Source organism: Streptomyces sp. NPDC030021 (assembly GCF_055574035.1).
The window spans coordinates 90,906-109,172 of the sequence record NZ_JBVIAH010000003.1 but is presented as its reverse complement, the minus strand read 5'-3'; the positions used below and the strand labels follow the sequence as shown (position 1 = coordinate 109,172).

At 71.3% G+C, this 18,267-nt stretch carries 20 protein-coding genes; 7 read left to right on the top strand and 13 right to left on the bottom strand.

The genetic code is table 11. From position 1 onward, the window contains the following. Positions 1 to 61: 61 nt before the first annotated feature. Genes ACZ4YL_RS06575 through ACZ4YL_RS06565 form a run of 3 tightly spaced genes read right to left on the bottom strand, consistent with a single transcriptional unit; the run spans position 62 to position 2,769 of the window. Positions 62 to 826 carry an amino acid ABC transporter ATP-binding protein gene (locus tag ACZ4YL_RS06575; protein ID WP_052873797.1) on the bottom strand — a complete coding sequence of 255 codons (765 nt, stop codon included), beginning with the start codon at positions 824 to 826 and terminating at the stop codon, positions 62 to 64. Further along, positions 826 to 1,767: an amino acid ABC transporter permease gene (locus ACZ4YL_RS06570; RefSeq protein WP_468114238.1), complete on the bottom strand. Its 942-nt coding sequence runs from the start codon at positions 1,765 to 1,767 to the stop codon at positions 826 to 828. Before ACZ4YL_RS06570 ends, ACZ4YL_RS06575 begins: the two co-directional genes overlap by 1 nt. Positions 1,768 to 1,806: 39 nt before the next feature. Then, positions 1,807 to 2,769: an ABC transporter substrate-binding protein gene (locus tag ACZ4YL_RS06565; protein ID WP_468114236.1), complete on the bottom strand. Its 963-nt coding sequence runs from the start codon at positions 2,767 to 2,769 to the stop codon at positions 1,807 to 1,809. Positions 2,770 to 3,295: 526 nt separating this feature from the next. On the opposite strand from ACZ4YL_RS06565, the gene ACZ4YL_RS06560 reads away from it, so the two are divergent. The 4 genes from ACZ4YL_RS06560 to ACZ4YL_RS06545 all read left to right on the top strand — a co-directional run bounded on the left by ACZ4YL_RS06560 (position 3,296) and on the right by ACZ4YL_RS06545 (position 6,610). Beyond that, positions 3,296 to 4,498, top strand: coding sequence for an NAD(P)-dependent malic enzyme (locus ACZ4YL_RS06560; RefSeq protein WP_373041019.1), 1,203 nt, complete (start codon positions 3,296 to 3,298; stop codon positions 4,496 to 4,498). A 309-nt stretch (positions 4,499 to 4,807) separates the two neighbouring features. After that, positions 4,808 to 5,770, top strand: a complete 963-nt coding sequence (locus tag ACZ4YL_RS06555; protein WP_468114234.1) for a zinc-binding dehydrogenase — start codon at positions 4,808 to 4,810, stop codon at positions 5,768 to 5,770. Positions 5,771 to 5,828: 58 nt separating this feature from the next. Then, positions 5,829 to 6,038, top strand: a complete 210-nt coding sequence (locus tag ACZ4YL_RS06550; RefSeq protein WP_030013034.1) for a helix-turn-helix domain-containing protein — start codon at positions 5,829 to 5,831, stop codon at positions 6,036 to 6,038. Then, the gene (locus ACZ4YL_RS06545) at positions 6,038 to 6,610 is read left to right on the top strand and encodes a Clp protease N-terminal domain-containing protein (RefSeq protein WP_468114232.1); all 573 of its coding nucleotides are present in this window, start codon (positions 6,038 to 6,040) and stop codon (positions 6,608 to 6,610) included. The genes ACZ4YL_RS06550 and ACZ4YL_RS06545 overlap by 1 nt, the downstream gene beginning before the upstream one ends. A gap of 134 nt (positions 6,611 to 6,744) precedes the next feature. On the opposite strand, the gene ACZ4YL_RS06540 is transcribed toward ACZ4YL_RS06545, so the two are convergent. Both ACZ4YL_RS06540 and ACZ4YL_RS06535 read right to left on the bottom strand, forming a co-directional pair. Then, on the bottom strand, positions 6,745 to 7,671 hold the full coding sequence (locus tag ACZ4YL_RS06540) for a PadR family transcriptional regulator (protein ID WP_468114230.1): 927 nt from the start codon (positions 7,669 to 7,671) through the stop codon (positions 6,745 to 6,747). A 1-nt stretch (position 7,672) separates the two neighbouring features. Further along, positions 7,673 to 8,617, bottom strand: a complete 945-nt coding sequence (locus tag ACZ4YL_RS06535; RefSeq protein ID WP_468114228.1) for a DUF4097 family beta strand repeat-containing protein — start codon at positions 8,615 to 8,617, stop codon at positions 7,673 to 7,675. Between the two features lie 153 nt (positions 8,618 to 8,770). Between ACZ4YL_RS06535 and ACZ4YL_RS06530 the strand changes: the two genes are divergently transcribed. Next, positions 8,771 to 9,580, top strand: coding sequence for a hypothetical protein (locus ACZ4YL_RS06530; RefSeq protein WP_468114824.1), 810 nt, complete (start codon positions 8,771 to 8,773; stop codon positions 9,578 to 9,580). Positions 9,581 to 9,613: 33 nt separating this feature from the next. Here ACZ4YL_RS06530 and ACZ4YL_RS06525 read toward each other — a convergent pair whose 3' ends face one another. From ACZ4YL_RS06525 to ACZ4YL_RS06515, 3 genes are all read right to left on the bottom strand, one after another. Then, positions 9,614 to 10,765, bottom strand: coding sequence for a CU044_5270 family protein (locus ACZ4YL_RS06525; protein WP_468114227.1), 1,152 nt, complete (start codon positions 10,763 to 10,765; stop codon positions 9,614 to 9,616). Continuing rightward, a complete protein-coding gene (locus tag ACZ4YL_RS06520; protein ID WP_468114225.1) occupies positions 10,762 to 11,388 on the bottom strand; it encodes an RNA polymerase sigma factor in 627 nt (208 codons plus the stop codon). Before ACZ4YL_RS06520 ends, ACZ4YL_RS06525 begins: the two co-directional genes overlap by 4 nt. 144 nt (positions 11,389 to 11,532) lie before the next feature. Continuing rightward, positions 11,533 to 12,468, bottom strand: coding sequence for a LysR family transcriptional regulator (locus ACZ4YL_RS06515; RefSeq protein ID WP_468114223.1), 936 nt, complete (start codon positions 12,466 to 12,468; stop codon positions 11,533 to 11,535). Positions 12,469 to 12,677: 209 nt separating this feature from the next. Here ACZ4YL_RS06515 and snpA point away from each other — a divergent pair, with 209 nt between their 5' ends. Then, positions 12,678 to 13,346: a snapalysin gene (snpA, locus tag ACZ4YL_RS06510; RefSeq protein ID WP_468114222.1), complete on the top strand. Its 669-nt coding sequence runs from the start codon at positions 12,678 to 12,680 to the stop codon at positions 13,344 to 13,346. Position 13,347: 1 nt separating this feature from the next. Here the strand turns inward: snpA and ACZ4YL_RS06505 are convergent, their stop codons facing one another. From ACZ4YL_RS06505 to ACZ4YL_RS06485, 5 genes are all read right to left on the bottom strand, one after another. After that, positions 13,348 to 13,551, bottom strand: a complete 204-nt coding sequence (locus ACZ4YL_RS06505) for a hypothetical protein (protein WP_468114220.1) — start codon at positions 13,549 to 13,551, stop codon at positions 13,348 to 13,350. Positions 13,552 to 13,587: 36 nt separating this feature from the next. Continuing rightward, positions 13,588 to 14,169 (bottom strand): dihydrofolate reductase family protein, encoded by a 582-nt coding sequence (locus ACZ4YL_RS06500; RefSeq protein ID WP_468114218.1) that lies wholly within the window; start codon positions 14,167 to 14,169, stop codon positions 13,588 to 13,590. A gap of 111 nt (positions 14,170 to 14,280) precedes the next feature. Next, the gene (locus tag ACZ4YL_RS06495) at positions 14,281 to 14,874 is read right to left on the bottom strand and encodes a GNAT family N-acetyltransferase (RefSeq protein WP_468114216.1); all 594 of its coding nucleotides are present in this window, start codon (positions 14,872 to 14,874) and stop codon (positions 14,281 to 14,283) included. Positions 14,875 to 15,036: 162 nt separating this feature from the next. Further along, the gene (locus ACZ4YL_RS06490) at positions 15,037 to 16,080 is read right to left on the bottom strand and encodes a family 2 encapsulin nanocompartment cargo protein polyprenyl transferase (RefSeq protein WP_468114215.1); all 1,044 of its coding nucleotides are present in this window, start codon (positions 16,078 to 16,080) and stop codon (positions 15,037 to 15,039) included. Between the two features lie 5 nt (positions 16,081 to 16,085). Beyond that, positions 16,086 to 17,492: a family 2B encapsulin nanocompartment shell protein gene (locus tag ACZ4YL_RS06485; protein ID WP_468114214.1), complete on the bottom strand. Its 1,407-nt coding sequence runs from the start codon at positions 17,490 to 17,492 to the stop codon at positions 16,086 to 16,088. A 236-nt stretch (positions 17,493 to 17,728) separates the two neighbouring features. On the opposite strand from ACZ4YL_RS06485, the gene ACZ4YL_RS06480 reads away from it, so the two are divergent. Then, on the top strand, positions 17,729 to 18,184 hold the full coding sequence (locus tag ACZ4YL_RS06480) for an RrF2 family transcriptional regulator (protein WP_468114212.1): 456 nt from the start codon (positions 17,729 to 17,731) through the stop codon (positions 18,182 to 18,184). The last annotated feature ends 83 nt before the right edge of the window (positions 18,185 to 18,267 follow it).

Here is an 18,267-nt window from a genome sequence, read left to right as displayed (position 1 = left end):
TACGGGGATCCCGTACCGCCCCTCATCCGTCCGCGGATGCGGACCACAGCACCTGTCGGAGCTACAGCACCTTCGAGAGGAAGGCCTTCGTGCGGTCGTGCTGGGGGTTGCCCAGGACGTCGCGGGGGTGGCCGGACTCGACGACCACGCCGCCGTCCATGAAGACGAGGTTGTCGCCGACCTCGCGGGCGAAGCCCATCTCGTGCGTGACCACGATCATGGTCATGCCCGATTCGGCGAGGTCCCGCATGACGTCCAGGACGTCACCGACCAGCTCCGGGTCGAGCGCCGAGGTCGGCTCGTCGAAGAGCATCAGCTTCGGCTCCATGGCCAGCGCGCGGGCGATCGCCACGCGCTGCTGCTGACCGCCGGAGAGCTGGGTGGGATAGTTCCCGCCCTTGTCCCCGAGACCCACCCGGTCCAGGAGCTTGGCGGCACGCTCACGCGCCACCGCCTTCGACTCGCCCTTGACCATGACCGGGGCTTCCATCACGTTCTCGATGGCCGTCATGTGCGGGAACAGGTTGAACCGCTGGAAGACCATGCCGATGTCCCGGCGCTGCGCCGCGACCTCGCTGTCCTTCAGCTCGTAGAGCTTGTCGCCCTTCTGGCGGTAGCCCACCAGCTGCCCGTCCACGTACAGGCGTCCCGCGTTGACCTGCTCCAGGTGGTTGATGCACCGCAGGAAGGTCGACTTGCCGGAGCCGGACGGGCCGACCAGGCAGAACACCTCACGCGGAGCGACCTCCAGGTCGATGCCCTTGAGGATGTGCGCCGCACCGTAGGACTTGTGGACGCCCTCGGCCTTCACCATGGCAGTCGTCATCAGGCCACCGCCTTGCGGTTCGAGAAGCTGGACAGTTTCGCCTTGATCTTCTGCAGCGGCGTCGGCGGCAGCGAGCGGAGCGCACCACGGGCGTAGCGGCGCTCCAGGTAGTACTGGCCGACGCTGAACACGCTGGTCAGGGCGAGGTACCAGATCGACGCGACGAAGAACATCTCCATCACCGCGAACGAGGTCGAGGCGATGTCCTGGGCCGCGCGCAGCAGGTCGAAGTACTGCACGGCGACCACCAGCGAGGAGGTCTTGAGCATGTTGATGAACTCGTTGCCCGACGGCGGCACGATCACCCGCATGGCCTGCGGCAGCACGACCCGGCGCATCGTCTGCGTCCGCGTCATGCCCAGCGCGTGCGAGGCCTCGGTCTGGCCCTCGTCGACCGACTGGATGCCGGCCCGGACGATCTCCGCCATGTACGCGCCCTCGTTCAGACCCAGACCCAGCAGGGCCGCCAGGAACGGGGTCATGACCTGCGTCATCTCGTCCTTGTAGAACCCGAGGTTCAGGATCGGGAAGATCAGGGCGAGGTTGAACCAGATCAGCAGCTGCACGTACACCGGAGTGCCGCGGAACAGCCAGATGTAGAACCAGGCGATGGTGCTGGTGACCGGGTTCTTCGAGAGCCGCATGACCGCGAAGAGGACACCGAGCACCAGGCCCAGGGCCATCGAGGTGATGCTGATCCAGATCGTGTTGACGACACCGCGGAGGATCGTCGGGTCGAACAGCTTCTCCGGCACGGTCGCCCAGCGGACGTTGCCCTGCGAGAAGGCGACGGCGAGCGCCACGACCAGGCCGATGACGACCACGGCGCTGATCCAGCGGCCGTAGTGGCGGACCGGAATGGCGCGGATCGCCTCGGGGGGGACGGCCCCGGCCGGCGGGGTGTCCGCCGGGTCCGGGACCTTGTCGAGCTTGTCAGTCACAGTGACTGCCCTTCAGTGTGCTGCGGTGGTACGCGGAGATCAGGAACCGGAGTTGATCTTGGCCTCGGTCACGGCGCCGGAGCCCGCGTTCCACTTGTCCAGGGCGGCCTTGTACGTGCCGTCCTTGATGACCGCGTCGAGGGCTTCCTTGAGCGCGTCGCGCAGCTCGGTGTTCTTCTTGTCCACCGCGATGCCGAAGAGGCCGGCGTCGGTCGGGTTGGCGATGGCCTCGAAGTCGTTGCCGCCACCGGCGGTCTGCGCGATGTACGCGGCGACCGGGGAGTCGTTCAGGTCGGCGGCGGCGCCACCGGCCTTCACACGGGTCTGGGCCTCGGCGTCGGTCGGGAAGGACTCGATCTTGAGCTCGCCCTTGCCGTCCGTCTTGCACTTCTCGGCCTGGGTCTTGGCCGAGTCCTCGTACGTGGTGCCACGCTGCACGGCGACCGTCTTGCCGCACAGGTCGTCGAGGGTCTTGATGCCCTGGGGGTTGCCCTTCTTGACCAGGATGCCGGTCGAGGCGGAGAAGTAGTCGACGAAGTCGACACCGGCACCGGTCTTGGCGCCCTTGTCGTCCAGGCCCTCCTGACGGGCCTTGGTGTCGGTGAGCGAGGACATGACCAGGTCGCTGCGGCCCGTCTGCATGCTGCCGATCAGCGTGTCGAAGGTGCCCGACTCGAACTTGAACTGCACGCCGAGCTGCTTGGCCATGGCCGCCGCCACGTCGGGGTCGACGCCGACGATCTTGCCGCCCTCGGTGAACTCCATCGGCGCGTAGGTGGCGTCCGTGCCGACCTTGATGACACCCGCGTCCTGGATCTTCTTCGGGAGCTTGGAGAAGAGCGGGGCGCTGCTGTTGTTCGCCGCGCCCGACGGGGTGCCGGAGGCCTTGTCGGTCTGGTCACCACAGCCGGTGAGGATCAGGGCGCCCGCGACCGCGATCGCGCCGACCGCGGCGATCCGGGACCGTGCGGCGGTCGTACGACGGGTGGTGCTAGCGGTCATGGCTTGGTTCCTCCGGCGCTGGTGGAAAAGCAACGAAAAACGGTCGAACACGCACCATCGAGTGTCGCGACCTTGTGTGATTACGGCATCTTGCCATTCGGACTGAGACATTCAGGGTGCCCGTCAGGTCAAAATCGCATAACGGGCGCCCGGGGTAGCCCAACAGGACTGCGGAGAAGGGGGTTCGAGGCCGCAGATACTGCTGTGACCTGCTGGTTTTGCCGAAGTTTCTCCGGGGCGTCTCGCCCACTGGACGGCAAGGTTTGGACTTTTCGCCAAAAGCCGGGCAAGGGGCCTACAGTTGAGCGGGAATCGACTCGTCTGGGCGAGCGTTCTTCGGGTAGAACAGATCCTTACACCCCTCATCCGGGGCTCAGGGCGCGCGTGCGGCGCGCCCGCGCGTACGAACCTCCCCTTCGCGGAGACGGGCCAACCGTTGACGCGGAGTACGGACGCGGTGCCCGCCCACCCCTTAACCAGGAGTGGCCACCCTCAACGATTCAAAGGACTTAAGGGGTCACACGAAGTGGCAGCGGAAATCTTCAACCCTCGCAGTGACAGCGTCACGGACAACAACCCGGACGCGGTGTTCGCGCTGCACCGGGGCGGCAAGATGGCCATCCAGGCCACAGTGCCGGTCACCAACAAGGATGACCTTTCCCTCGCGTACACGCCCGGCGTGGCGAAGGTGTGCAGCGCCATCGCCGAGCAGCCGGAGCTGGTGAACGAGTACACCTGGAAGTCCAACGTGGTCGCCGTCGTCACCGACGGTACGGCCGTGCTCGGACTCGGTGACATCGGTCCCGAGGCCTCCCTCCCCGTGATGGAGGGCAAGGCGATCCTCTTCAAGCAGTTCGGTGGGGTGGACGCGGTTCCGATCGCGCTCGCCACCAAGGACACGGACGAGATCATCGAGACGGTCATCCGTCTCGCCCCGTCCTTCGGCGGGGTGAACCTGGAGGACATCTCCGCGCCCCGCTGCTTCGAGATCGAGCGCCGCCTCCAGGAGGCGCTGGACATCCCGATCTTCCACGACGACCAGCACGGCACCGCCATCGTGACGCTCGCCGCGCTGCGCAACGCCGCGAAGCTGACGGGTCGCACCCTCGGCGACCTGCGCGCCGTGATCTCGGGTGCGGGCGCGGCCGGTATCGCCATCGCCAAGATCCTGGTGGACGCGGGCATCGGCGACGTCTGCGTCACCGACCGCAAGGGCGTCGTGTCCGCGGACCGCTCCGACCTGACGGACGTCAAGGCGGAGATCGCGGGCCTGACCAACAAGACCGGCCAGACGGGCTCCCTGGAGACCGCGCTGAACGGCGCGGACGTCTTCATCGGCGTCTCCGGCGGTACGGTCCCGGAGGAGGCGGTGGCCTCGATGGCGAAGGACGCGTTCGTCTTCGCCATGGCCAACCCGAACCCGGAGGTCCACCCGGACGTCGCGCACAAGTACGCGGCGGTCGTGGCCACGGGCCGTTCGGACTTCCCGAACCAGATCAACAACGTGCTGGCGTTCCCGGGCATCTTCGCGGGCGCCCTCAAGGTGCGCGCCACCCGGATCACCGAGGGCATGAAGATCGCCGCCGCCGACGCCATCGCCGGTGTCGTGGGTGACGAGCTCGCCGCCGACTACGTGATCCCGTCGCCGTTCGACGAGCGCGTGGCCGAGGCCGTCGCCAACGCCGTGGCCGCCGCGGCCAAGGCCGACGGAGTGGCCCGTCTGGTCTGAGACCGGACCTGAGCAGTACGAGAAAAGGCCCGACCGGATCCCCTCCGGCCGGGCCTTTCCGTTCACCCGCCTCAGCGGACGAGGGCCGCCAGGAAGATCGCGGCCACGGAGGGCCTGACCGCGTACGCGGCCCCCACGCCGCCTTCGGGCGCCTTTCTCGTTGTTGTGCACGGCACCAAGATCGCGCCCGGCGGATCATTCTCGTCCCTCACCGGAGGCCGGGGTGACCGGGGCGGCTGAGACGAAGGCCTCAGGCGGGCGGTCCCCGAGGGACTGGAACCCGCCCCTACCGAGCGGTAGCGTCGCCGCATGTTCGCTGCCTACGCCGCCCGAATCGACCGTGACCAGCCGCTGAACGGCCTTGAGCTGGGCGACCGCCCGGCGCCCGAGGCCCGGCCGGGCTGGGTGACCGTGAACGTCAAGGCCGCCTCCCTCAACCACCACGACCTCTGGTCGCTGCGCGGGGTCGGCCTCGGCGAGGAAAGACTCCCGATGATCCTCGGCTGCGACGCCGCCGGGATCGACCAGGACGGCAACGAGGTCGTCCTGCACTCCGTGATCGGCCAGAGCGGCCACGGGGTCGGCCCGGACGAGCCGCGCTCGATCCTGACCGAGCGCTACCAGGGGACCTTCGCCGAGCAGGTGACCGTCCCCGCCTGGAACGTGCTGCGCAAGCCCGCCGGGCTGACCTTCGAGGAGGCCGCCTGCCTTCCGACGGCCTGGCTGACGGCGTACCGGATGCTGTTCACCAACGCCGGGGTACGCCCCGGGGACTCCGTCCTGGTGCAGGGCGCCGGCGGCGGTGTCGCGACCGCCGCGATCGCCCTCGGCAAGGCGGCCGGCCTGCGGGTGTTCGCCACGAGCCGGGACGAGGCCAAGCGCAAGCGGGCCGTGGAGCTGGGCGCGGTGGAGGCGTTCGAGCCGGGTGCGCGGCTGCCGCAGCGGGTGGACGCGGTGATCGAGACGGTGGGCGCCGCCACCTGGTCGCACTCCGTGAAGTCCCTGCGCCCGGGGGGCACCCTGGTGATCTCCGGCGCCACGAGCGGCGACCGCCCCGCGCACGCCGAGCTGACCCGGATCTTCTTCCTGGAGCTGAAGGTGGTCGGCTCGACGATGGGCTCGAAGGACGAGCTGGAGGACCTGCTCGCCTTCTGCGCGAACACCGGGCTGCGGCCGGTCATCGACGAGGTGCTGCCGCTGGACCGGGCCCGCGAGGGATTCGAGAAGCTCGCGTCGGGCGACCTCTTCGGCAAGATCGTCCTCACTCCCTGACCACCCCGGATGTCAACTGGGGTTGACGAACCTCCCGCGTCAACCTACATTGACATCCATGACCGAAGCCACTGATCTCGCCGAGCGGGCCGGTGACCGTGACCCGCGCGTGGGCCTGCGTGCCGTGGCCGCCCTCCGGAGGCTGCTGGAGCAGCTGGAGGCCGTACAGGTACGCAGTGCCCGCGCGCAGGGGTGGTCCTGGCAGGAGATCGCGGCCGAGCTGGGCGTCAGCCGGCAGGCCGTGCACAAGAAATACGGGAGGCTCTGATGTTCGAACGCTTCACCCGCGACGCCCGGTCGACCGTGACCGGGGCGGTGACCGAGGCCCGGCAGACCGGGGCCCCCACCGTCACCGAGGAACACCTGCTGCTCTCCCTGCTGGCCCTGGGCGTCCTGGACCCGCTCGGCGTGGACCGCGCGGCGGTGGCCACCGGCCTCACGGCGGCCCGCCGCCGGGGCGGCATGTCCAGGGCGGACGAGGAGGCGCTGGCCGGACTCGGCATCGACCTCACCGAGATCGTCTCCCGCATCGAGGAGACCCACGGCGAGGGCGTCCTCGCGACCCCGGCACCCCGCAGGCGGACCCTGGGCGCATCGCTCCGCTCCGCCCTCGGCCGAGCGGACATGGACGACCGCACGGGCAGCTACCACGTCCCCTTCACCAAGGGGTCGAAGAAGGTGCTGGAGCAGTCCCTACGGATCGCCCTGGGCCGCAAGGACAACCACATCGGCACCCTGCACCTGCTCCTGGCCCTGCTCTCCCGCCCCGGCACCGTCGCCGAGGTCCTGTCGGACCACGGCGTCACCTACGACACGGCCGAAACAACCCTGGCCGCCTGACCACCCGCGCCCCACCCTCCAGCCTCGCCGGCGCTTGAGGCGCGGGGTCCGGGACGGCGCCCCACCTTCCAGCCTCGCCGGCGTTTGAGGCGCGGGGTCCGGGGCGGCGCCCCGGCGGCGGTGCCGCGGGTGGGCTACGACCTGACCCCGAACGTGGTTCCCAGTCGGCCACGTGCGGCTTCGAGGTGCCGGCGGGCCTCGGCCACCTGGGCCGAGGTCACCCCCCGGTCCCGGGCCGCGTCGCGCACCTCGTCGCGGAAACGGTCGAGCAGCCGGTCGAGGTCACGGGCCGGATCGCCGGTGGCCGTCAGATCCGCGGCCCACTCCGAAGCCCGGCCCGCGCCCGCGTCCGCCGCCGCGTCCGCCGCCGCCGAGGCGTCGCCCCCCGCACCCCCCGCCGAGCCCGCGGCAGGCGCACCGCCGAGCCAGGCTCCGGCCAGACTGCCCAGGACGCCGCCGGACCTGGCGAACTGCTCCTGAAGCTGGCCCGCGATGCGCTGGACCTCCTCGCGGGCCCGCTCCTGGGCCTCCTTGGCCTGGCGGCGGGCCTGCTGCGCCTCCTCGCGGGCGCGGCGGCTCTCGTCCTTCGCCCGGCGCGCCTGTTCCTTCCACTCCTGCCGCGCCTTGCGCAGGTCCTCCTTGGCCGCCTTCCAGGACTCGTCCTCGACCTGGGTCGCCGACGCCGAGGCCGCGGCCCGCATCTCGCGGCGCAGGTCACCCGCCGCACCCCGGACGTCGTCGCGGATCTCGGCGGCGAGCTCGGTGACCGAATCGCGGATCTCCAGCTCCAGGTCGGCAAGTTCGCCGCCGCGGTCGGCCAGTTCGGCCCGGCCGGCATCGGTGATCGAGTACACCTTGCGCCCGCCCTCGGTGGCGTGCGTGACCAGGCCCTCGGCCTCCAGCTTCGCCAGCCGCGGGTACACCGTGCCCGCGGAGGGCGCGTACAGGCCCTGGAAGCGCTCCTCCAGCAGGCGGATCACCTCGTACCCGTGGCGCGGAGCCTCGTCCAGCAGCTTGAGGAGGTACAGGCGGAGTCGGCCGTGGGCGAAGACGGGCGGCATGTCAGAGCACCTTCTTGTCGAGCTTGAGGGGGGCGGCGGGGCGGTCCGCGTCGGCCTGCGGGCGGCGCAGCAGGGCGATCGAGCCGGAGACCGTGGTCGCCCGCAGGGTGCCGGCGCCGGAGCCGAGGGTTCCGGTGATCCGCTTGGCGCCCATCTGACCGGAGACCCGCAGGTCCTCGAAGGCGTTGGAGACGCGGCCGGTGGCGGTGTTGGCCTCGACCTTGGCGTCGGCGGGGTGCGGGAGGCGGATCGCGACCTGCCCGGAGACGGAGTTGAGGAAGATGTCCACCGGCTCGGGGTGGGCGGGGTCCGCGGCGAGGTCGATGAGCATGTCGCCGCTGACCGAGTCCGCCCGCACGTTGCCGCCCGAGCCGTCGACCACCGTCAGGCCGCCGGAGACGGAGTGGAAGCCGAACTCGCCGGAGACGGACTGGGCCTCGACGCTGCCGGAGACGGTGTGCGCCTTGACCCGGCCGGACAGCCCGACCAGCGTGGCGTCGCCGGAGACCCCGTTGACATCGGTACCGCCGGAGATGCCGGACACGAAGACAGCGGCGCCGACCGCGGCCACGTGGACCTGGGTGGCGGCGGGCACGGTGAGGGTGATCGCGACGCTGCGCTCCCAGGCCTTGCGGCCGGAGGCGGAACCGGCCCAGGCCTTCCAGGGCTTGGTCTCGAACCACTGCTTGAGACCCTGGGAACCGTTCCAGGGCAGGTCCTCGTAGGAGACGGTGAGCGTGCCGCCGTCCTGCACGACGTACAGCGGCGGGCCGTCCACCTCGGTCACCTCCAGGCGGGCCGGGCCCTCCTCGGCGGCGACCACGTTCACCGTGCCGCTCACGAGGCGGACGCGGAGCTCGGTCACCGGCTCCTCGAAGGTGAGCTTCTGCGGTTCGTCGAAGTGCCACGTCGACGGCGACGACGACTCGGGCGACTGCTCTGCCATGGTGCTGATCCTCCTCGTGCGTTCACGGACCGGGCTCGACGCACGCAACATATCGCGTCTTCTGCTAACACGATATATCGCGGCTGGGGGAAGTCAAGCGCCTCCCGAAACCCCACGGTTCGGGGTGTTTTGCACTATTGTGTGGGCATGTCAATATCCAGGGCCGCGACCGGCGGAATGCTGCTCTGCCGCGCCGAACCCCTTGCCGTCCGGCCCCCGGCACACCTGTTGCGCGTACGCCTGCTGCTCGCCCCCGCGGGCGCGTGGAGCGTGCTCGTTCCCGACGTCAAGCCGTGGCGGGACGGCCCCGAGTCCGTGACCGAGGTCCTCTCCGGCTGGGGCTCGGCAATCGCGATCGGCACCGACCGGCCGGTGCTGAGCCTGTGGTGGGAGGACGGCCGGACCGGATTCGCCCTGGCCGGCGGGTTCCGGCGGACCGTCGCCTACGCGTGGGACGCGGCGGGGCGCCCGGCCGGCGAGCCCGACGCCATGCGGGCCCTGTCGGCGCGGCTCGGCCTGGACCCCGTGCTCGACCTGGAGGAACTGGAGCGCCTCACCCGTGCCGACGCCGACCCCGCCGTGGACGGGGAGGCCCGGCTGCTCGCGCTGGTCGCCCTGCTCGCCCGTGCCGGACTGGCCCTGCCGCCCGGGCTCGCCCCGGGCGAATCGGCCGACCGGCTGCGGGGGGCGGTCCGGGTGGCTCCCGGTGTGGAGACGCTGGAGTGGTCCGGCTGGCGCGACGCGGTACGGGCCGAGCTCGACGCGGTGGAGCAGGGCCCGCTCGGCCCGTGGGTCCGCGGCCCGAGGGCCCGGCTGCTGGGCGCGGTCCAAGTGGCGGCCGGCGCGCCCCTGCTGGCCTGGGCGGCCCGCCGCCGCAGCCCGGGCTGGGCGGCGGCGGGTGCGCTCCTGCTGGCGCACGGGACCGCGTCCCTGGCGTACGACCGGGCCCGGGCGCAGCGCTAAGGGCTGTCCCGGGCCCGGACGCCGGGTGGGTGGTCAGCGGGCCGTGGGCGGCAGCTCCTTGATCCGGTCGACGACCGTCCGGGTCGTGACGGCGCTGGTGAACACGACCGTGCCGGGCTTGATCAGGCCCTTCTCGCCGGACTCGCCCTGCACCTGGACGCTGCGTTCGCCGAGGAACGCGAGGGTCTGGCGGTCGAAGATCCACTCCTCGCGCCGGCCGGAGTACTCGTCGAGCCGGGCGACCGCGATGCCGCTGCGGCCCGCGGCGTCGACCGCGCCGTCGACCGTCACCACGCCGGGGATCTTCGCCGCCGCATGGTAGAGCGCGGCCGTGAGCTCGGCCGGCGGGTAGCTGGCGTGCAGCAGGTCGCCGATCGTGGTGAAGGCCTCCTGGTCGGGGCCGTTGCCCTTGCCCTCGGTCTCCTGGTAGATCCGCCGGAGCAGCGCGTCGGGGTCGGTGGGCAGCGTGGCGAGGTAGTTGTGGGTGGGCGCGTTCAGGTGCGGCGTCGGGGTGTTGCCCTGTTCGTCGGGGCCCGCCAGGGTCACGCCCTCCGGTCCGGTGTTGCCGGGCTCGATCAGCCAGCCCTTGGTGCCGTCCGGGGAGTTCCACTGGTGGCGCATGTGCAGCTGCTCGCTGACCAGGGTGCTCTTGTCGCCGACGGTCTTCACGTAGGTGTTGGCCGTCTTGCTGCCGATGTAGATGAACTGGTCCGCGCGCACGGCCGGGCCGGAGGCCGAGGCGGAGGCCGAGGCCAGCGAGATCCGGTCCAGGAGCTGCGGCGCCCCCTTGGGGTCGGCGGTGCCGATCCGGGTGGTCAGCGCCGGGCCCGTGGCAATGGTGGAACCGGGTCCGTCCGCGGCGCCCCGGTTCACGTAGGAGAGGAAGCCGACGGCGAGCACTCCGGCCAGCGCGAAGGCCGCGGCGGGCACGAGGACCGCCCGGCGCAGGAACGGGTTGCGCGCCCCGGTGCCACGGGCGGGGGCGGGGGCGGCCGCGGCGGCGGCGGTGGTGGTGGTGGCCGGGGTGGCTACCTCGGCGGCTCGGAGGTCTTCGTGGATCTGGGCCATCAGGCGCTCCTTGTGGAACTGGTGGCGGCCCGCGGGCAGTTCCCGTTCGGCGAACGGCAGGAGGAGCGGGTGCTCCTCTCCGCCGGCCGGGCGGGGCCGGGAGAGGTCGGGGTTCATCGGGTTCCTTCCTGTGCGGACCGGGCCGTGTTCGTGCGGTCGCCATATGTCTGTCGGGGCCGGGCCGCGAGTTCCCGCTTTTTCTTCTTCAGTTCTGTTTCAGCGAGTTTGCGCAGCTTCGTACGGGCCCGGGACAGCCTGGAACGGACGGTTCCGACCGGGATGCCGAGGACTCGGGCGGCTTCCGCGTACTCCAGGCCCTCGCCCAGGCACAGCAGGAGGACTTCGCGTTCGGGTCCGCGCAGCGCACTCAACTGCCCGAGCGTGGCCGCGATCTGCCGCCGGTCGTCCAGTCGGCCGGCCACCTCCTCGGCGTGGTCGGGCACGGATACGGCACCGGCCGCCGCCGTGGCGGCGGCAGCGGCCCGATAGCGCCGGTTGCTGCGGCAGTGGTTGCGGGCGAGGTTGGTGGCGATGCCCAGCAGCCAGGGCCGCAGCGAGCCGCCCTCGGGGTCGATCGTGCCGCGCAGCCGCCATGCCTCCAGGAAGGCGGCCGACATGACGTCCTCCGCGGCGGCCCAGTCGCCGGTCATCCGGAAGGCGTGGTTGTAGAGGGTGCGGGCGTAGCTGTCGAACAGCTCCGCATAGGCGTCCGGATCCCCGGACCGCACCCGGGTTCGCATCTCTGTCGTCACTCCTGTCGGCTGTCCGGCACCCGGGGCGGAGTTCCCGTGACCTGCGTCACGTCCGCCGCGGAGCGGCCGGCCGCCGGTGTGGCGTCGCCCGGCCCGGAGGCCACAGCCTAGGAGAGAGCCCGGGGTGCGGGGCTACGCCACCTCCAGCAGCGGGCTCGCGTGGTGGTGGAGCCAGGCCCGGTACGGGGGCGTGCGCAGGGCGGCCTCGCGGTAGGCGGCGCGCAGGTCCTCGTAGACCTCCGCGTGCGCGCCCGGTCTGGTGGCCAGCAGCAGGCGTACGGCGAGGGGGTCCCCGTGGAGCGGCCGGATCGCCATGTCCTCGCGCGGCCCGGAGGTCGGCTGGCACGGGGCGACCGCCTCGCCGGAGATGATCAGCGAGGTCGCCGTGTGGTAATCGGCGTGCAGCACCGGCGGATCGAGTCCGGCCCCGGCGAAGACCCGGCGCAGGCCGTCCCACTCGCCGTCGACCGAGGGGTCGACCATCCAGCGGTCGGCGGCCAGGTCCCGTAAGGAGACCACCGCCTGCCCGGCGGCCGGATGGTCCCGGGACATCGACACGAACTGCGGTTCCCGTTCCATCAGTACGTGCATCTGCAGCTCGGGCGGCACCCGCAGCGGGCTGCCCTCCACCTCGTGCACGAACGCCACGTCCAGCTGTCCCGCGGCGACCATCCTGAGCAGCGCGTTGGCGGAGACGTCGACCACGAGCGAGGTCTCGGTGTCCGGAAGCCGCCGGTGGATCCGCCGCAGCCAGCCCGGCAGCGCGCTGCTGGCGGTGGAGCCGATGCGCAGCCGTGAGGCGTGGGCCAGTTCGCGGGCCTCCGCCACCAGCGCGGCCATCTCGGCGAGCAGCGGGCGGGCCCGGCCCAGCACGGTCCGGCCGAAGGGGGTGGGCCGGCAGCCGGTCCGCTCGCGCAGGAACAGCTCGCCGTCGAGGGCCCGTTCGATGCGGCGCAGCTGGGTCGTCAGGGAGGGCTGGCTCACGCCGAGTTGCCGGGCGGCCTTGTGCAGGCTTCCGGCGTCGGCGATGGCGCACAGCGCGCGCAGGTGCCTGACCTCAAGCTCCATGCCCCGAGGGTAGGCCGGTCACTGCTGACCGCACCAGCCACCGATAGCCCCCCGAATCCCGCCATTCTCACGCTAGTTGGTCTGCCGAAATCTCCCCGATAGGCCCGCGTTATCGGGGAGTGACATCATCCGCCGGGCACTTCCCCTCCCGCAGACTCCGGTTCGAAAGACCACCCCCCACCGCACCGGACGAGTAGGAGCTCCCCCACATGCGCCACTCCCGTAAGGCCATGCTGGCCACGACCGTCGGCCTCGGCCTCGCCGCCGCCCTTGGTGTCGTCCCCACCGCCACCGCCGCGCCCGCCCCCGTCGGAAACGCCGTGAGCTACGCCGCGTACGAGCGTTCGCCGGAGAACGACGCCGCGAACCGCGCCTTCTTCGAGGCCGTGCAGCGTTCGGTCGCCGAGCAGCGGGCCGCGAACCCGGGCGCCCTGGCCGTGACCGTCACGTACAACACCCGCAGTGCCCCGAGCTTCCGCAGCCAGATAGCCCGCTCCACGCAGATCTGGAACAGCTCGGTGTCCAACGTCAAGCTGCAGGAGGTGTCCTCGGGCGGGAACTTCTCGTACCGCGAGGGCAACGACTCACGTGGCTCGTACGCGAGCACGGACGGGCACGGCCGGGGTTACATCTTCCTGGACTACCGGCAGAACCAGCAGTACAACTCCACCCGGGTGACGGCGCACGAGACCGGCCACGTGCTGGGTCTGCCGGACCACTACTCGGGCCCCTGCAGCGAGCTGATGTCGGGTGGCGGCCCGGGCACCTCGTGCACGAACGCCAACCCGAACTCCGCCGAGCGGGCACGGGTCAACCAGCTCTGGGCCAACGGCTTCGCCTCCGGTCTCGGTGCGAAGGATCTCGCCGCCAAGGGCTGAGTCACCGCTCCTCGGGATCCGCGTGATCGGGGCAGTCGGGGTTCCGGCAGGGACCCCGGCCCCACACCGGGATGAAGATCCCGAGGGACTTGCGCCGCCTGACCACCCTGTCGACGCGGCGCCCGCACGCCGGGCACGTCTGCTGTTCGTGCCCGGCCTGCGGGGCCACCGTCTCGTGCGCGTGGTGCTGCTGTTCACCGGCCATACCTCCACGGTAGGCCGGTTCCGTGCGTTCGGCGGGTCAGCGCTTGCGCGCGTAGGTGGTCACGACCTGCCCGCCGCCGAAGGTCCTGACCCCGGTCAGCTCCAGCTCGCGCCGGGCGAAGCCGGCCCGCGTGAGGGGGATCCCGGTCCCGGTGAGGACCGGGTAGGTCTTGATCACGAACTCGTCGATCTCTTCGACCACCTGGGCGGCGAGGTCCGCGCCTCCGCAGAGGTAGATGCCGAGCCCGTCCTGGGCCTTCAGCTCGCGTACCCGGGCCGCCACGTCCCCGCTGATCAGCTCGACCGCCGGGTCGAGGGTGACCGCGATCGAGCGCGTGGCCACGTACTGCTTCAGGTGGGCGTACGGGCTCGTGACACCCATCTTGAGGGCCGGGTCGTAGGCGCCGCGCCCCATGACGACCGCGTCGAAGTGCCGGGCCGTCGAGATGTCGACGCCCAGCATCTCGTGGGCGTGGGTCGGCAGGGTCTCCGGGTATTCGGCCGTGAGGTATCCGAGGTACTCGGGGTCCAGGTAGTCGTTGAAGAAGTCGCCGTCCCCGTCCGGGTCCGCCATGAACCCGTCGATGGAGGTGGCGATGAGGTACGTGAGCTTGCGCAAGCGATTCTCTTTCACTGGGGAGTGCCACCGCATCGGAGCACGTCGCATAAAGTACTTCGCTTGCAGTGATTACGCAAGGGGACACCTCCCCCGGGACCGGGCCCGCGGCTCTCAGCCGCGCGGCTTGCGCCACATCGGCCACATCAGCGGCCCGTCCGGAAGCCGCACCGCCTCCCCCGTGAACTCCCAGCCGAGCCGCTCGTACAGCCCCTTGCTGCGCTCGCTGCTCGCCTCCAGGTACGCCGGCACGCCCTCGCGGTCGCAGCGTTCCAGCACCGGCCGGATCAGCTCGCTCCCCAGCCCCTGCCCCTGCCGGCCCGGGGCGACCGCGATCATCAGCAGGTACTCGTGCTCCTCCGCCGTCGGGTGCACCGCGCCCGTGAGGCGCCCGACCAGCTCGCACCGCTCGTTGTCCGGGTCCGCCACGGCCCGCATCCTCGCCGGGACCTCGTCCTCACCCTCGGGAACGCCCGCCGGGATCCGCAGCCACAGCGCGGCCGCCGAGCCGTCCACGGCGTAGTCGATCCGGCCCTCCTCCAGCGCCACGTCCACGAAGACGCCCAGGAACTTCCCGTGCACCGCGGCCCGGTGTTCCGGGTCCGGGAAGACCCAGCCGCTCACCGGGTCGGTACGGAAGGCCTCGTCGAGCAGCCGCGCCACCGCGTCCCGGTCCGACTGATCCGCCTGACGTATCTCCAGCACCACTGGTCACACCCTTCACTCAAGCGTCAACAACCGTGAGTGATCCTAGAGTTGACACAGACATGTGGTAAGGCCCGTTCCGGCACCGTGCGGTACCGGAACGGGCCTGGGGGGTGTCTTGCCGATCAGGCCGGGCTCCCCGGATCTGCTCGCGCCCCCGCGCGCTCATCTCGTACGGCGCGTCACGAACTCCGCGAGTGCCAGCAGCCCGCCCGCCGCCCCGAGGTCCGGAACGGCCCGGGACAGCTGCTGGACCGCCCGCCCCATCCGGTCCGCGGCCTGGGCCTGCGCCCAGTCGCGCCCGCCGGCCCGGTCCACCGCGTCGGCGGCCCGGCGTACGTCGTCCCCGGCCATGGGGCCGGCGTAGAGCGCGGCCAGCTCCGCCCCCGCCGCGGTGTCCGAGGTCAGGGCGGCCACGACCGGCAGGGACTTCTTGCGGGCGATCAGGTCGGCCCCGGCGGGCTTGCCGGTGTGCCCCGGATCCCCCCAGATGCCGATCAGGTCGTCGATCAGCTGGAAGGCCAGCCCGGCCTCCCTCCCGAAGGCGTCCATGGCGTCGACCCCGTCCGGCCCGGCCCCCGCGTACAGGGCGCCCAGCGCGCACGCGCAGCCCAGCAGCGCCCCGGTCTTGGCCGTGGCCATGGCCAGGCACTCGTCGAGCGTGACCTGCGGACGCTGCTCGAAAGCACAGTCCGCCTGCTGGCCCGCGCACAGCTCGATGACACAGGCCGCGAGCCGGGCCGAGGCCGCCGCGGCGGCCGGATGCGGGTCCTCCGCGAGCAGCCGCAGCGCGAGCGCCATCATCGCGTCGCCCGTGATGATGGCGTCCGGCGTCCCGAAGACGGTCCAGGCCGTGGGCCGGCCCCGGCGCCGGACGTCCTTGTCGATGATGTCGTCGTGCAGCAGCGTGAAGTTGTGCGCCAGCTCCACGGCCGCCGCCGCCCGTACGGCCTCTTCGGCCGGACCGGCCCCGGGACCGCGCAGGGCCTGGGCGGCGGCCAGCACCAGAGCCGGCCGGATGGCCTTCCCGGCCCCGCCCGAGGCGGGGCTGCCGTCCTCGTGCTCCCAGCCGAAGTGGTACATCGCCACGCGCCGCATCGAACCCGGCAGGCTCTCGACCGTGCGGCGCAGCTGCGGGTCGACCGCTTCTCTCGTTCGTTCCAGCAGGGCCGCGGCGTCCTGGCCCTCACCGGTCGCGATGGCGTTCACCGCGGTCAGCGCCAGCGGCCGATCTCGACGTTCTCCAGCACGCCGAGCGCGTCCGGCACCAGCACCGCGGCCGAGAAGTAGGCGGTGACCAGGTAGGAGATGATCGCCTGCTCGCTGATCCCCATGAAGCGGACCGACAGGCTCGGCTCGATCTCGTCCGGGATGCCCGGCTGGTGGAGCCCGATCACGCCCTGCTCGTCCTCGCCGGTGCGCATGCACAGGATGGACGTGGTGCGGGCGTCGCTGATCGGGATCTTGTTGCTGGGGAAGATCGGCACCCCGCGCCAGGCCGGCACCCGGTTGCCGCCGATGTCCACCGACTCCGGGTAGATGCCGCGCTTGTTGCACTCGCGGCCGAAGGCGGCGATCGCCTTGGGGTGCGCCAGGAACAGCTTGGAGCCGCGCCGCATGCTGAGCAGCTGGTCCATGTCGTCGGGGCTGGGCGCGCCGTCGTGCGGCTGGATGCGCTGGTCGTAGTCGGCGTTGTGGAGCAGGCCGAAGTCGCGGTTGTTGAGCATCTCGTGCTCCTGGCGCTCGCGCAGCGCCTCGACCGTGAGCCGCAACTGCTGCTCGGTCTGGTTCATGGGGTGGTTGTAGAGGTCGGCGACGCGGCTGTGCACCCGCAGGACCGTTTGTGCAATGGAGAGTTCGTACTCGCGCGGCCGGGCCTCGTAGTCCACGAAGGTGCCGGGGAGGACGGCCTCGCCCTGGTGACCGGCGGAGAGCTCGATCGCGGCCTCGCCGTACTTGTTGGTCTCCCGGTCGGGCCGGGTCCGTACGTCCTCCACGTGCTCGCGCAGCGACTCGACCCGGTCGGCGAGGAGCTGGAAGTCCTGCCGGGACAGGGCGAGCACGGTGCCGGAGGTGGCGGCGCGGGCGGTGTACTCCCAAATCGATTCTTCATCGACGAGGGACTCGTCGCCGAAGTACGCGCCGTCGGCGACGGTCCGGAGGACGGCGTCCTCCCCGTAGGGGCCGGGGCCGATCTGGTCGATGCGGCCGTGGGCGAGCAGGAAGACCTGGTCGGCGGGGCTGCCGAAGGAGGTCAGCTCCTGGCCGGCCTCGAAGTCGACCTGCCGGCACCGCTGGGCGAGTTCACCGAGGACGTCGAGGTCCTCGTAGTCGCGCAGCAGCGGGAGCTCGCCGAGCTCGGCCGGGATCACCTGGACCTGGGTGCCGGTCTTGACGAACTCCACGACGCCGTTGCCGACCGAGTAGCTCAGCCTGCGGTTGACGCGGTACGTGCCGCCCTGCACCGACACCCACGGCAGCATCTTCAGGAGCCACCGCGAGGTGATCTCCTGCATCTGAGGCGCGGACTTGGTCGTGGTTGCCAAGTTCCGTGCGGCCGTCGTCCCAAGACTGCGCTGCGGTGTCTGGGCCTCGGACTCGGAACCTGCCTGGACCGACATGTCTTTCCCTTTCGATCACTCCATGGATCTGCGGATGCAGCCTGTCAGCACGGAACGTGGTCGGACCATTACACAAAAGGGTGGGACTACTCCGTCCGGGCGCGGGGCACCCTTTGGGGTCCCCCATCTCCCCCACGAGCCTCTTCCACCCCACGCACCCCATCGATTTCAGCCAAGCGCAAGCCTCACGAAGGTCTAACTTGCATCATGGATGCAAGTTTCCCTACGGTGGCCCCATGCGGCTGACCCGATTCACCGACCTGGCACTGCGCGTCCTGATGCGCCTGGCCGTCGAGGAAACGGACCTCCCGACCACCCGTGACGTGGCGGCGACCATGGAGGTCCCCTACACGCACACCGCCAAGGTGGTCGCCAGGCTGCAGCACCTCGGCCTGGTCGAGGCCCGGCGCGGCCGTGGCGGCGGGCTCACCCTGACCGCCGCCGGGCGCGCCGCACAGGTCGGCGCGGTGGTGCGCGAACTGGAGGGCGAGGGGGACGTCGTGGACTGCGAAGGCACCACCCCCTGCCCGCTGCGCGGGGCCTGCGTCCTGCGCGGCGCGCTGCGCCGGGCCCAGGAGGCCTTCTACGCCGCACTGGACCCGCTCACGGTGAACGACCTGGTGGCGTCGCCCACCGGACCGCTCCTGCTGGGGATTTCGAGCAGGGCGCCGACCGGATCCGGGAGCCCCTGACCCGTCCGGGCCGAATGGCCGATTACCGCCGCCCGCCGAACCGGTCCGGCGGGAGTCCGAACAGAAGTCCGCACCACGACGGT